The organism is uncultured Lutibacter sp. (genome assembly GCF_937891065.1).
Taxonomy (GTDB): domain Bacteria; phylum Bacteroidota; class Bacteroidia; order Flavobacteriales; family Flavobacteriaceae; genus Lutibacter.
On record NZ_CALAEQ010000099.1, the window covers coordinates 1 to 15,289 of the forward strand.

Below are 15,289 nucleotides of genomic sequence, written 5' to 3' on the forward strand. Positions count from 1 at the left end.
CTGTCGTTATATGAAGAATATATACTCCTGCAGATTTCTTAATAGGAATAGAAAATTTTCTTTCATTAAAATTACCACCCCAACTTTCAACTTGTTGACCTAAAAAATTAAACAATTTTATGTTAATGATCTCTGTATCAACAATTCTGTTAATTTGTAATTCAGAAGTATGGTTATTCATAGTTATAAATATTCCATCAACTAAATATATTTCTTTTAATGTTTTTAAACGTGGTTGAAATGCTAATTCAAATCTATTTAAATATTCTCCTGGTTCCATGTTAATTTCGAAGTCCTTTTCACTTAGATTGTAGGTTTCACAAGTTAAATTGTCTTTAATATAAATAGGAGTGTTTTCATCCATATTTTGTAAGTTTTCAATTTTAATGGTTATCAAACCTTGTTCTTTAATTTTTAAACCTAATGGAAATTGTTGATCTACATTAAAATTAGGAACTCCTTGAATTACAAATTTTGAGTCGTCTACCATCCAAAATATATCTTCATTAGCAATATCAGCAATTGGAGCATCATACCCCATATCAAAATGATTGGATGTGTTTTTATCTGCACCAATTAACAATTGACGATGATAGCCATTTGCAGAATCAAAAACCAATCTGATTTTTGATCTTGAATCTTTTTCTTTTTCAGGTATATTCGCTTTACTTTTTGAATTTGTTTTAAAAAATACCGAACCATTTCCACTATTTAAAACTTCTCTTTGAAAAAACCGCTGACTATTTTTAAAAATAATAGTACCACCGTCAACCGTTGCTGTTGTACCTGCTAAACTTGAAGGTAGATACGCATGTACAAAAAATCCTTGATTTAAAGGGATGTATCTTTCTGGCACTTTTCCACCGATACTAAGGTTATTATTAATACGGCTGTCATTAGATATCGCTTCAGCACCTCCTATTAACGTGTATGTTGCATAACCTCCAACATATTCTTTTAAAATATGTGAATTTTCTTGACCAAAATGATGCCAAAAATACAAGGCTCCATTAAATACATTAGCTGTATTTCTTCCAACTTTACTGTTGATCGTTTCTTTTATATTATCCTTAATAAACTCATCTGCATCAATTGCTGAAGGGTAAGGATTTCCAATAAGTCGATCATTTCCAGCTAAAATTGATAAGGTAATATCTCCATTGTTTGGTTTTCCTTTAAATACATAATTCTGGTTGGTTGCTACAGCTATTGGGCCAGAAGTTCCTTTCATTGTATATCCTTCTCCAGGTTTTAAAGGTGTGTATTGATTGATGGTATTCCAAGCATCATAATCATCGCTTGTACCATTAAATGTATATAACCAGAAAGAACTAATTGTTCTTGGAGATGAAGGTCCTGAATCTGCTGATGCATAAGAGGCGTTAAAATTTATATTTTGTGGTGTTGCCGACACAGATCCATCTAATAATGCACCTGCAACAGTATTATTGCTATTTACACTAGCTATTCCAGTTCCTCTTGTACCCGCATTACCACTTATAGGCCCAACTGAAGACGACCAATAGTTATAATTAAAACTGTTGGCGGTTCCTTGCTGGTCTCGTTCAATATAACCACCACTATCTATATCTAAGATAGATCCATCAGTTTGTATTAATTGTGATTCACCTATCAAATCTATAACTCCATCAATTTCTAAATAGTGAGTTACTGTTAATCCTTGTCCGTTATTAGTTTCATCTAAAGCGCCTGTGCCAGCAATGGTAACTTTTCCTGCATTATTTTTTAACCCTAAAACAGTTATATCTTTATCTCCTGATGTAATATCATGCGTTGTTTGCACAATATTCCAATCTACTGTTGTGCCATTTAAAGTGGTGTTTGGTAAATATTGAACTGTGTTATTCAGCCATGTTGCCGGGGTATTCCAATTTCCATTTGTAGAAGATTCATATGGTAATGGTGCCGTTTGAACCTCCACTACTTGTTTGTCTTTAGCTAGATACTTTATTCGTGCCCAATTTTTGTTATTTGAATTATCTTCAACAGTTGTCCCATAAAATGAATTCATATCATAATAGGCTTGTAAAGTATTCCAAGATCTAGAACTTATATCATTTTTAGTAATGTTATGGGGTAGTATTTCTCCATCTACATTTGTGCCAAACTCTACTATTTCCTGATTCATTATATAACGAATCTCGGTTATAGTTAAAGGTGAATTCCAAAATCTAACTTCGTCTACGGCACCATCAAATGAATTAATTGTAGTTTTATTAGTATATAAAGCTCCAATAGCAAACTTCTGAGCGCTACTTATTGGGTTTGCTAACGAGTTTACTGTTGTATCTAAAATTCCGTCAATATATAAGGTTGCTGCTCCTCCACTAAATGTAATTGCTATATGATGCCAGTTTGAATCAACTGTATTTGTTGATGTTATTTTTGTACTTCCATTCCAATCTATTTCTATATTTTTACTTCCATTAATTTTAAAATTATAGCCTGTTCCTTTTGAAATAAAACTTCCGCCATTTGTGTTATTTTTTACCCAAGCTGAAACTGTGAAATTTGTAGTTAATTCCAAATTTGTATCTCCTAACAAAAACTCACCTGTTGTAAAATCTATTCTACGTTTTTCTTCAACTCGTGTTGCTTTAGCAATGGTAAAATATTTAGTCCCCTCAAAATCGTACCAAGCTTCTGAATTAGCTCCATTTGTAGTTAATGGTACAACATCAATTATATTTGTGCTTCCAAAACTAGCATCATCAGCTACAACTAGCATATATTCTTCATTTGCAACTAGCGGAATATTACTTGTTAAATCTGAAGTTACTATAGAAATTACTACTTCTGAAACATCGTTTTGAGTTTCTAAAATTTTCCATTTTCTAGAAACAGGTGTAAAAGTTGTTATTGAACTACTTAAATTTACATTTTTAGCTACTTCAGAAGTTGTATTAAAATTACCATTATTACTACCCCAAACTAAAAAATCTAAATTTGACGCAAAACTATTTGCATTAGCATTGTTCGTAGTAGCCACTTCACTTAATCCTATTGCTATTATACTTCCTGCATTTACACTTTTAGATTGTTTTTGAATTAATTCTGAATCATCGTCTTGACCAATCCCTGCTATATCATAATTATAACCAGTATTTGCTGATTGATCCCAAATAACATTACCTGCAGAATCTACATAATCTTGACTAATACCATTAATACCTAGTGTTATTCCATATTTTATAGCTAAATACGATTGAATTTTATTACGTTCAGTGGTTAAACTTGCATCATTTTTTCTAGCGGAATAAGTAATTATTTCAGCAACTCTACCATCTAAAGATGCTTTCCAACCTTCACTACGTCCAATCAAATAACTAGCATCATTAACATTTGCATGTTTTGGAGTATCATTTTGAGTTGTTTCAATATTAGTTGCATTATAGTACAATTCTTGTTGCGAATTTAAACTATTATTTCTAGTATTAATTATTCCAATATTAGCATACGTGTTGCCTGTACCAACTTCCGCAACGGCATATCCATCTCCTGCAATATTCTTATTATAAGTACTATAGGCATAGGTAATAATTTCATTATCAATTCTTCCTGTATATTTTCCAAATCCTATTCCTGTTGCATCTTCTGTTTGTGTTGAAGTGTCAGAATCTGCACAGAAAGTATCCATACTGGGTGAAGCAGAACTCACTGTAACGTCAGGTATTACCACCACAAAAATATCTTCAGAATAAAACCCATTTGCTCCTTCTAAAAATTGCCTAGATGTATCATTATAAGCATAATCAATAGGTACATTATTATAATCGTTATCAAAATCTACTACAGGGTTAAAATTTACGTTATATGCAGCAGCATCTCTATAGGTTGGTTCTTGACCAGTTGTGTGTACTGTTGCATCAGAGCCTCTACCTTGATCCGCCCAAAGGGATACACCTTGCCCATTAGTATAACCTAAACCACTTGTTGATTTTAACCATAGTTGCAAATCTGTAGTAATTCCTCCAGGTCCAATGATAGGGTTAGCTTTATCTATAAGTGTTATATTATCTATGGCCATATCACTTGCATAATAAGACCCCGTTAGACCCCTTATTCTTATTTTTACTGTTAAACCTATATATGCACTTAAATTAATACTAACCGGAATCCAAATAGAATTATTTGCTTTCTGTACTTCACCTGTATTACTCCATAAATTAGTAGAGTAAGTAGCACCTCCATCGGTACTTATATCAATATATAATGATCCCATGTCAGAGCCATACATATGATAATAAAAGATAAATTTTGGATTTACAGTACCTAATAAATTAAAACTTGGGCTATCAAAATTTGCAATCTTTCCATAATTAGAACTAGCTTCAGTATACATATAATAATTTCCACTTGCCCCTGTTGAAGGGCCTGTATTTCCTGATGGTGTACCTCCAGAATCTCTTGTCCAATCAAAATCATCGCCTGAAACTTGAGTCCAGCCATCTAACCCTCCTTCAAAATCAGCTGAATGTATAACTGTTTGAGAAAAAACACTAGTACAAACCGAAAAAAACAGTATGAATAAAGTAATTATTATTTTCATAAACATAAGGGGTTATATGTAATTTGAAAAACTTAAATAAAATGCTTTTTAAAGAAATTTTACTTTCAATATTTAATTTACTAATATATTATAGGTTCTTTTTTTAAAACCCATAAAATAGTTTAAGAGCATATTTTAGGCAGTAGTTTATATCTAACACAAATGTTGTTTGATATAAGAATTATTTTATCTTTTCATGAGCTTGGGGTTTTGGACTGACTAAAGTAATAAAATAAAATGTAACTTCCTAGTTTATAGGGAGGGAATTAGATATTCAACAAAAAAGAAAGTGATAAATTACGTCCTGGCGAGCTAATTGCAGATGCAAATTCCTTGTAATGAACATCAAAAATATTCTCAACATTCATAAATACAGTAATACTGTTATTAATTTTATAATTAGAATTAAAGCTAAAAGTATTCCAACTAGGGTTTCCGTAGTAAAAATCTGTTAAACTAATATATGGCGTTTGCTCTTCATTATCTATTCCTTCAACTAAATTATAATCATTTATGCTTTTTTTAGCATTGAATTTCCAGTTCAAACCAGCTTGTAAATTTTTGTAGTTGTAACTAATTTCTATATCTCCAAATATTGGAGGAATAGAGGATAATGGTAAATTTGTATCGTAAGCTTTACCTTTTGTATATGTTAATGAGCCTTTAGTACTCCAATTAGCATTTATATTTCCTTTAAAGCTAAAAGTACTTCCTATAATATAGGCATTATTTTTATTAACATTTGCCATTATTTTACCTTCCTCTCCATTGTAGAAAATTGTAGATGAGTTATTTAATTCGATATAATCACGTGTAATATAATTATCTAGAAGCGTGTAATATAAATTTAAACCAATATGAGATTTTCGATTATTAAAATACTTTAAAGCACTTGTTTCAAAACTATAGGCATATTCAGGTTTCAAGTAAATATTTGGCACCGTAACATCTCCGTTTTTCTCTCTAACTTTACCTACGTCATCAATATTTGGCGATCTAAATCCTGATGCTATTATACTGTTTAATTGCCAGTTTATTGTTGGTTTATATACATAACCAATTGTTGCCGTAATTGCTGAATTATTTAACGAAATATCAGCATCTGGTAAGGTTATAAATGTGTCATCATTCCATTTTGCTGTTAACAATGTATTAGTAAGACGAATTCCTGTATTTAATGTTGATTTCGCACTAATATCTTGTCTGTAATTTACATAAGAAGCTACACTTGTATAGGTGCTTCCTCCATCTGGATAACGTGATTGTTCAACAAATTTATCACCTAAACCAATAATTGTATTCTCAACTACTTCTAAAGCTCTTCCAAATGCTTCTGAATCAACTTCATTATGAGTTACTTCAAAACCATATGACAAAATTCTATCATTAGAGTTTGTTAGTGGAACAAAAAAATCTCCATTTAAACTTAAAACATCTAAATTTTCATAACCATAATACCGATTTAAACTTGAAAATTTTCTATCAACTCTAGATTCTTTAATATTCTGATAAGCAGCTGTTATAGTTCCGTTTTGAAGCCATTTTTTATTAGGTTCAATTTTTAATTGTGAGGATACTAACAATCTATTTTGAGGTCCATAATACCATTCTGCAAATTTCAATTCATCACCTGAATATGTTGCTAAATTATCAAACCTATTAATATTTGATGATGTTGAATATTGAAAATTCACCATTAAATCAGTTTTTTCTGAAAGCGGTATTGCAATTTTCTGAAGAATATCGGTTTGATTGTATCCTGTATTTTTTTGAATATTCTCATCAGGGTTAACAACCGAGTTTAAGCTATAAAATGTATTTGTATTTGTTGAATAATCAAAAACTTTTCCCCAATCATTGAAACCATGAGTGCGGTTTTTACCCATTTTTAAATCCCCAAATTCACTATGTGAAATACTTGTATATGAAGCCCACTTTTTATTTCTAAGTTCAATATTTCCTTCCGTTGTAAACTCATTATTAACCGAACTATAACGTGAATAAATTGAGGTGTTAATCTCATTTATATTGCTAATTTTTGGAGCTTTTGTATAATAATGAATTACTCCACCCAATGCGTCCGATCCGTAAATTACTGATGAAGGTCCAAAAATAACTTCGGTTCTATCAATAATATTTGGAGAAACTGTAATTGAGTTTTGTAAATGTCCTGTTCTGTAAATTGCATTGTTCATTCTAACTCCGTCAACCACTAATAAAACACGATTCGCTTCCATTCCTCTTAAAACGGGGCTTCCACCACCAGATTGCGTTTTTTGAACTTTAATACCTGGTAAATTTGCTAATAAATCTGCAGAGGTTTGCGGAGCGATTCTTTTAATTTCTTCTTTTGAAATAATGTCTATTTGTTCTGCAATTCTGCTTCTACTTTCTTTTCCTTTTGAAGCTGATAAAACTATTTCGTTTAACTGTTCAGCATTTTTACTTAAATACACCACAAACTCAATGATACCAAGTTCTTTTTTTAAAATTTCATATTCAATGTACCCTAAATGATTGAATGAAATTATATCTGAATTTAAAAATGCTGTTAAATCTGCAATTCCTTTTTTATTAGTGTAAACTATCTTATTATTTGCATCATTGTAGATGGTCACATTTTCAATTGGGAAATTAGAATCTCTATCTACTACTTTTACTTGCTGAGAGGTTACAGAAATTGTTATAAAAAAAAGAAAAATAATATATAATATTCTCATAATTAACTAAATACAGACTTTAATATTTCTAAAGATTTTGGTTTTTTAAAGCCGTCCAAATGTAATTCAAAATATTGAACTAAAATAGACAATACTGCTTGTCTGTTCTCAGCATTAAAATTAACCTGATGTATTACATCAAAATTTATGCCTAACAGCTTTTTAAACTGTACTAAATTATCTCCCGAAACGGTATTGTAATTATGATGTTTAATAAATTTTCCTTCTAACAAATCAAAATACGAATTTCCTATATTTCCAGTTTCGGGATAAAACCCCAAATACTTCGTTAAATTTAATAAAAACAATAAATGAAAATTAGAAATATTATCATGCGCATCTAGCCATAAAAATGAGCTTTCTAAGTATTGAAACAGATTACTGTTTTGTTCTTCTTCACGTATTGAATGATATAATATTTCAGCCAAAAATAAAGCGATAGTTTGTTTTTTTATATCAGTATATATAGCGTTGTAAAAATTTGAAACCTCTAAATCTCTAATGGAGTTTAAATTCCCCTTATTATTGTGATTTGCCGTTAAATTAAGTTGCATTAAAGGTTGAAAATAAGCAGGTTTAATTTTTGCTTTTTTTGCTTTTAAAACACCTCTAAGCATATATGTTTTCACTCCGCTTTTTTGAGTGTAACATGTAGTTATTAAACTCGTATCACCATATTTAATGGTGTTTAAAACAATTGCCTTAGTAGTTTCAATCATTATTAATTGATAATAGCAATTTTAGCTATTGTAGTTTCTAAATGGTCTTTGGTAATTAGTAACACTATATAAATACCTGAAGCTACTTTGTTACCTGATAAATTTGTTTTATTCCAAACTACTTTTCCTCCAAATATTTCTTGACCTTCTTTGGTGTTAGTTTCATAAACTAAATTTCCTGCAGCATCTAAAATTTTAACATTCGTACCATTTGGTATATGTGAACCATTTCTTCCATCAATAGTAATAAATTCGTTATTTTTTGTTGAAGGATTTGGATACGCATAAACTTCTGGTAAAGTATCACCATATAAAGACACATTGCTATTGAAAGCTACAATACCTTTATCTGTAGCAAAATATACTTTTCCTGAATTTGTATCAACCCCAATTTTTAAAATATTATTGGAAGGTAATGGTGAATTATCTGTATTAAAGTTTTTTAAAGTAGTTGTACCACTTGGATTTGTTTGTAATACACCGCCAGTTTCAGTTCCAAACCACTTATTATCAGCTCCATCAATAGCAATAGAATTAACAGGTTGTTCTCCTAATAATTTTTTTGCAATTCCATCGTCTAAAATTATAATTGGCTCAGCATCATTAATCGTTGAATTAAAAACATTCGCTGCATTATAAAAAACAACCAACCCTTTTTTTGTGCCAATCCATATTCTATTATTACTATCTGCTTTAACAGTTCTAACGTTTAAATCAGGTAATGAACCTCTCATTAATTCAGTTGTTAGAGATTTTTTATTCGCACCATTTTCATTAAAAACCAGAACGCCATTTCTTCTAGAACCAATCCAAATATTATTTGTTTTATCAATAATAAGTTCGTTTAAGCCAAAAGCTGGATTTGTAATTACTGAACTCATATCAAAACTAGACCAAGTTCCGTCAGCACTGTATTTTTTTATTCTATCATCAACCCAAGCATTAGAAATCCATAAATTACCTTGAGTGTCAAAAGCTGAACCGTTTATTCTTATACTAACATAATTTGGGTTTGGTTGGTAATCTAATTTTTCTAATCCGCTATTTAAATGATTCCAGTATGTTGTTAATACATCGTCTTCAACAATTAACATTCCACTGCCCCAAGAACTTAAATAAACTATATTATTATTGTTTGGGTCAAAAGTAATATTCACTAAATCTTTTACCCCAAACTCAGAATTATAAGGTGTATTTATCCAATTTGTTCCATTGAAATGGCTATACCCAAATCTTTTTCCTTGCGGAGTATAAGCTGAATCATACCCACCATATACTACCCATAAATTATTGTTATTTACTCCAATTGAAAAAGGTAAATTAGAAACAGGTCCTTCTGGATGAATCTCTTCAAAAGTAGAAATATTTTCAATATTACTTTTTAATATTCCAAATTCTTTAGTTCCTAAGTATAGCTTATTATCTTCATAATAAGCGGTATTCAAATCAAAATAATAAGTATCTGTTAAACTTGTTGTATAATTGAGAATTTCAAAATTAGCAGCATCATTCACGTAAACACTTCTTTGTGTACTTATAATTAAATTTTCTTCTGAAGATTTTAAATTTCTTATGGCTGTTGGATAATTTTTTTGCAGTAAAAGGGTATTGTTTTCAATGGTATAAAGAGCTCTATTATTTGAAGCAAACACGTTGTTATTAAATACTTCTAATGCTGAAAAATTCCCAGAAAAATGTTGTGTCCAATTGTTGAAATCTATTAAATTTCGATTAGTAACATCTGCTGTGAAAATTCCATCTTCAGTAGCTGCATATATAATATTCTGATTAATTTTAATTTGATTTATTACTATTTCTGAAGATTGATTCCCAATAAAATAAGTATCTCCAAATTGTAAATTATCAATATCATATACAATTACAGCAAAAGATGTTGAAAGGTAAAGTTTATTATTGTACTCAGTAATATTATTAATTTGTTTATTTCCTGAGTAATTAAAATTTACAATATCTTTTGCAATTGTAATATTATTATTACTATCAATTATTTCTAGCAATCCTGTTTCATACCCAATAATAACTTTATCAAACGTTTTACTATAAAATAAACTAGTAGTTGTTTCACCTGAAAGACCATTTACTGAAGATATTTTAGTTATTTCACTTGTATTAACATTAAAAGTAAAAATAGCATTATCTACTATGGCGTATATTTCATTATCTACTTTTATAAAGTTTTTTACATTATTATAGGAATAAAAATCTTCCCAATTATTAGAATAATCAACTTGTGAGAAAGTTATGTTTATAAAAAGGACAATAAATATTTGAGTAAATTTCTTCATAAATTATTCAAATATATTTATTAAAAATGAGTTAAAGAAAGGAATATTTATAATTAAACTTTATTACAAAAAAAAAACCTTGAACATTGTAATTCGAATATACAATGTTCAAGGAATAAATAAATCAACCCCAAAGACTTATTTAATGTTTTATGAAATATGTCAAAACCCCTTTTGACATAAACACAATTCAAATATACATAAGAAAAGGATTGCTTTTTTGGCAAATAAACAAATGATTTAGAAAAGTATATGAATGGTATGAAATGAAGTCTAAACCATTAAAAATTGATAATTTGAACAACCCATATTTAACGTAAATAAAACAAAAAAGCTAATACTGACAAAAGCAATAACTATTATTACATAATTAACTACTCAATTACAAGAAAATTAAGGCATTTTCTTTTAAATATTTGTTTTTATCTAGTAGATAAAAAAGAATTCTGTGAATCTATTTAAATTTAAACAATTAAAGAAATCCTGTTACCATTATTAAACAACTGCAAGAAGTTATCTAAATCATTTCACTTTTGATTAATATTTTCAAAGAACAATTTGTTAATTAAAACACCTAATTTGCATCTAATATTTAATTAACTATATTCGTAATAAAAATCGTTTAAGTTCAATCAAACATATATTTTTTAAAAAAGTATTGAAAAGAAAAACGTACAAAAAAACATATACTTCAAAAACAAATTAAAATCCTTAACCATGAATATAAATACCTTTAGAATTCTCCTATTTTTTTGTTTTTTATTTTTTAATTTTAATGTAGAAGCTCAAATAAATTGGACAAATGATGGCGATTCTTATTTTAAATTAGAAAAAAATCAATTAGTGACCTATACCCTACCTAACCATGGCGTAAAAACAGTCATTTCAAAAGAGCAACTTACCCCAGTAGGGAAATCGGAACCTATTAAGATCGCCCATTTTTCATTCTCTTCAGACCAACAAAAAGTGCTATTGTTTACAAATACTAAAAAAGTTTGGAGACTAAATACCAAAGGAGACTATTGGGTTTTTGACTTTAAAACAAATACGCTCACTCAAATAGGGAAGACCTTACCAACTTCATCTCTGATGTTTGCAAAATTTTCTCCAGATGGGAAAACTATAGCTTATGTTTCCGAAAACAATTTATATAGTGAAGATTATGCAAGTGGCAACATCCAACCATTAACTAAGGATGGAACGGTTACCTTAATAAATGGAACTTTTGATTGGGCTTATGAGGAAGAGTTTGCTTGTAGAGATGGATTTCGTTGGAGTCCAGACAGTAAATCTATTGCCTATTGGCAAATTGATGCAAGTGCTATCAAGAAATTTTATATGATAAACAATACAGATGCTATCTATTCACAATTAGTACCTTTAGAATATCCTAAAGTTGGCGAAAGCCCTTCTGCCTGTAAAGTTGGGGTTGTAAAACTTTCCGATTCTAAAACAACTTGGATTAATATTCCAGGAGATGCCTCACAGAACTATTTAGTAAGAATGGAATTTATTCCATCAACCAACAATTTATTAATCCAACAATTAAACAGAAAACAAAATAACAGCAAATTATATATTATAGATGCTTTAAATGGAAGTACAAAAGTTATTCAAGAAGAATCTGATGAAGCTTGGGTAGATCTATTTCAATTAGGAAATCCATATCAAATTGATTATACAAATAATTTTAGTTTTTTGAAAGATACCAATAGCATTCTTTGGGCATCAGAAAAAGATGGATGGAGGCATTTATATCAAGTTTCTTTAGAAGGAAAGCCTGAAGTTCTTATCACAAATGGAGAATACGATGTTATCGATTTAAAGCACGTCAATGTACAAGAAGGATATGTTTATTATTTAGCTTCACCAGATAATGCCACTCAAAAGTATTTATATAAATCTAAATTAAACGGAAAAGGAAAAAGCAAATTATTAAGCCCTGAAAGTTTAAAGGGAACTCACGATTATTCTTTTTCTACTAATGGTAAATATGCTGAACATAGTTTCTCAAACCACTACACCCCAAGTACTAAAGAATTTATTACTGTTGCCAATCAGAAAGCTTTAAGTGAAGAAAAAAGCATCATTAATAACGTAAAAAAAATAGAAGAAAAAGCAACCACAGAGTTTTTTACTATTACCACTGCAGATAACGTTGAAATGGACGGATGGATGGTGAAACCAACTAATTTCGATCCAAGTAAAAAATATCCTGTGGTGTTTTATGTTTATTCTGAGCCCGCTAGTACTACCGTAAACGACAACTATTATGCCGGAAGAAATTGGTTTTATAAAGGAAATATGGCCGATGATGGATATATATACATTTCTCTAGATAACAGAGGTACTCCAGCTCCAAAAGGACGCGAATGGAGAAAGTCTATTTACAAAAAAATTGGTGTAATTAATATAAACGATCAAGCTATGGCAGCCAAAGAGATTTTGAAATGGGACTTTGTTGATGCTGAACGCTTAGCAGTTTGGGGGCATAGTGGTGGCGGATCTGCCACATTAAATTTGATGTTTCGATATCCTGAGATTTACAAAACGGGAATTTCACTTGCTGCAGTTGCAAATCAATTAACTTATGATAACATTTATCAAGAACGTTATATGGGTTTACCTCAAGAAAACATGGATGATTTTATTGAAGGTTCACCTATTACATATGCCAAAAATTTAGAAGGAAATCTACTTTATATACATGGAACTGGAGATGACAATGTCCATTATCAAAATGCTGAACTTTTATTAAATGAATTGATAAAATACAACAAGCAATTTCAATTTATGCCATATCCAAACAGATCTCATGGATTTAGAGAAGGAGAAGGTACTTGGGAACATTTGTCAACTTTATATACAAATTACTTAAAACTACACTGTCCTCCAGGAGGAAGGTAAATTTTAGTAAAAATACATCCTCATTAATTAAGAAAAATAAAGAAAGAACAACATTGGTGATCGTTGGTAAGTCTTTAAAAATAGATGAAACACTTCAAAAACCCCTTTCTTATGGGGTTTTTGCTTTTAATAATATTATTGTTATTTCAAGCTTAAATAACACTTTTTAAAAAATGACAGGAATTTTAACCAAAACCTTAGTAAATACTATTTTACTTTTTTTCAGCCATAAATAAATTTTCTAAAGATTCAAATCCTTCCATATATTTCAATTTTGTTTGGTTTGAATTGTCGTAAATTTCCAATGCTTTTTTACCTTGATTTATTAATTCAATGCCTTCTTTTTTAACCGTAGGATCAAACTTCTTTTTGAGTTGCCATATTTTCAGGATTGAAAAATTATAACATACTTTTCCTATTAATATATTATAAAAAATAGGGTTATCTAAACTAAGTTTATTGTATATAATTAATGCTTCTTTATATTTTTCCGGGGCCAATTCAGAGTCTTTTTGCTCACCTTGATATATAAGTCCTAATTCAGTTGCTAAACTAGCAACTCCTGAAGAGAATAAAGGATTATCTAGTGCTTGTTCTCTTAATATTAATAATGCTTCTTCATATTTTTCAATCGCAAGTTTAATTTCATTATTACCTTGATATATTAATCCTAAATTCATTAAAGAAGTTGAGATAACCGCCAATTGTGTACGATCATTAATTACGAGTTCTTTTCTTATTTTTAAAGCCGTTTCAATATAATTTAATGCTAATGAATATTGCTGAATACTAATATATAAACTTCCTATATTATTTAATGTATTTGCTAAATCTGGCAAATACATTTTGGGATTTCCTTGTACCTTATATTTACATATTTGTAATGCTTCGGCATATAAATTTAATGCTTTATTAGATTCTCCTATTTTTGAATAAAGATCTCCCAAACCATTTAGTGAGTTTATCAAATCCAGTGAATATCTATTTGAATTTTCTTGCGTAAGTTTTCTTTGTATGATTATTGCTTCACTGTATTTGTCAATTGCTTTGGAAAATTGATTTTGTTCACTTAAGATTGTTCCTAAATTGTTTAATACTTGTGCCTTTAGCCCATTACTTTCTTTGTGATTATTTAATATACTCAATGCTTCTTTATAATTTAATATTGCCATTTCATTAAAATTTTGCATATGACGTAACAGGCCTACTTTATGCAAGTTTTTGACTAACAGTATCGGGTTATATATTTTTTTTCTTAACAATAAACTTAAAGTGTCATACTTTTGAATGGCTTCTTTAAATCTGTATAAATTTTCAAGGCTTTTAGCATCTCTTTCAATTTCCTCAAGACCTGCTTGCATTTTATGCTCACTTTCTACTATTTCTTTAAATGCTTTTTTAGTATTTAATACTTTTCTAGCCTCTTCAATTTGAATGCCTGCATCCAAAGCATCTAAAAAGTCAATAACTCGTTGGTTTGCATCATCTCTATTGATACTCGCTATTTCTAAAGCTTCTTTATAAATCTTTAAAGAATCATTGGTTTGTGTCTTTAAATGCGCGATTTCATCTTGTAAGTTTATTACTAAGTTATGTGAAGCTCCTAATTTTTCTTTTATAGCTATCAATTCTCTATTTTTTTTATCGATGATGCTTTTTTCTTCTGTTCGGATAATATTATAATATTTCTTTGCTGCTTCATCCCTGAATCCCTTAGGGCAGACTATAATTTTTAAGGGTGCTCTGCTGGCATCTGAAGGTATATTTACTGCTTCCAACTTATCAGCATTAACCAATTCAATTTTCTTAATTTTAGTACCATTTAAAACTATTTCATTACCTATTTCTGGATATACCGTAGTTCCTGCTTTATTGTGAGGGAAATTTAAAATATAATCGCCTTCAGACTTTGAATAATCTCCACTACTACCTTTTGCTTTAATCTCTACCCCAACAGCAGGGGTTTTTCCGCTATTCAAATAAACAACAGAACCTATTATTTTGCTTTGCGAAATAGCATTCCAACTTAAAACAAATAGCATCAAGATTGTAATATTTACTTTCATG

General features: G+C 29.5%; 6 protein-coding genes. 1 reads left to right on the forward strand and 5 read right to left on the reverse strand.

Annotation, left to right across the window (positions count from 1 at the left end):
• The 4 genes from Q0352_RS05520 to Q0352_RS05535 all read right to left on the reverse strand — a co-directional run.
• Positions 1-4,570, reverse strand: a 4,570-nt coding sequence (locus Q0352_RS05520; protein ID WP_299524845.1) for a LamG-like jellyroll fold domain-containing protein, incomplete at its 3' end; no start/stop codon positions are given.
• A gap of 266 nt (positions 4,571-4,836) precedes the next feature.
• Complete coding sequence (locus Q0352_RS05525; protein WP_299524847.1) at positions 4,837-7,290, reverse strand: TonB-dependent receptor; 2,454 nt, start codon at positions 7,288-7,290, stop codon at positions 4,837-4,839.
• 2 nt (positions 7,291-7,292) lie between these two features.
• On the reverse strand, positions 7,293-8,009 hold the full coding sequence (gene recO / locus Q0352_RS05530) for a DNA repair protein RecO (RefSeq protein ID WP_299524850.1): 717 nt from the start codon (positions 8,007-8,009) through the stop codon (positions 7,293-7,295).
• A 2-nt stretch (positions 8,010-8,011) separates the two neighbouring features.
• Complete coding sequence (locus Q0352_RS05535) at positions 8,012-10,315, reverse strand: two-component regulator propeller domain-containing protein (RefSeq protein ID WP_299524853.1); 2,304 nt, start codon at positions 10,313-10,315, stop codon at positions 8,012-8,014.
• A gap of 717 nt (positions 10,316-11,032) precedes the next feature.
• On the opposite strand from Q0352_RS05535, the gene Q0352_RS05540 reads away from it, so the two are divergent.
• A complete protein-coding gene (locus tag Q0352_RS05540; protein WP_299524856.1) occupies positions 11,033-13,222 on the forward strand; it encodes a S9 family peptidase in 2,190 nt (729 codons plus the stop codon).
• Positions 13,223-13,434: 212 nt separating this feature from the next.
• Here Q0352_RS05540 and Q0352_RS05545 read toward each other — a convergent pair whose 3' ends face one another.
• Positions 13,435-15,288, reverse strand: a complete 1,854-nt coding sequence (locus Q0352_RS05545) for a tetratricopeptide repeat protein (protein WP_299524859.1) — start codon at positions 15,286-15,288, stop codon at positions 13,435-13,437.
• Between the last annotated feature and the right edge of the window lies 1 nt (position 15,289).

What these genes read in the sequence shown, in the direction of transcription:
- recO (WP_299524850.1), bottom strand. Translation starts at nt 8,009, where the DNA reads ATGATTGAAACTACTAAGGCAATTGTTTTAAACACCATTAAATATGGT.
- Q0352_RS05525 (WP_299524847.1), bottom strand. Translation starts at nt 7,290, where the DNA reads ATGAGAATATTATATATTATTTTTCTTTTTTTTATAACAATTTCTGTA.
- Q0352_RS05540 (WP_299524856.1), top strand. Translation starts at nt 11,033, where the DNA reads ATGAATATAAATACCTTTAGAATTCTCCTATTTTTTTGTTTTTTATTT.
- Q0352_RS05545 (WP_299524859.1), bottom strand. Translation starts at nt 15,288, where the DNA reads ATGAAAGTAAATATTACAATCTTGATGCTATTTGTTTTAAGTTGGAAT.
- Q0352_RS05535 (WP_299524853.1), bottom strand. Translation starts at nt 10,315, where the DNA reads ATGAAGAAATTTACTCAAATATTTATTGTCCTTTTTATAAACATAACT.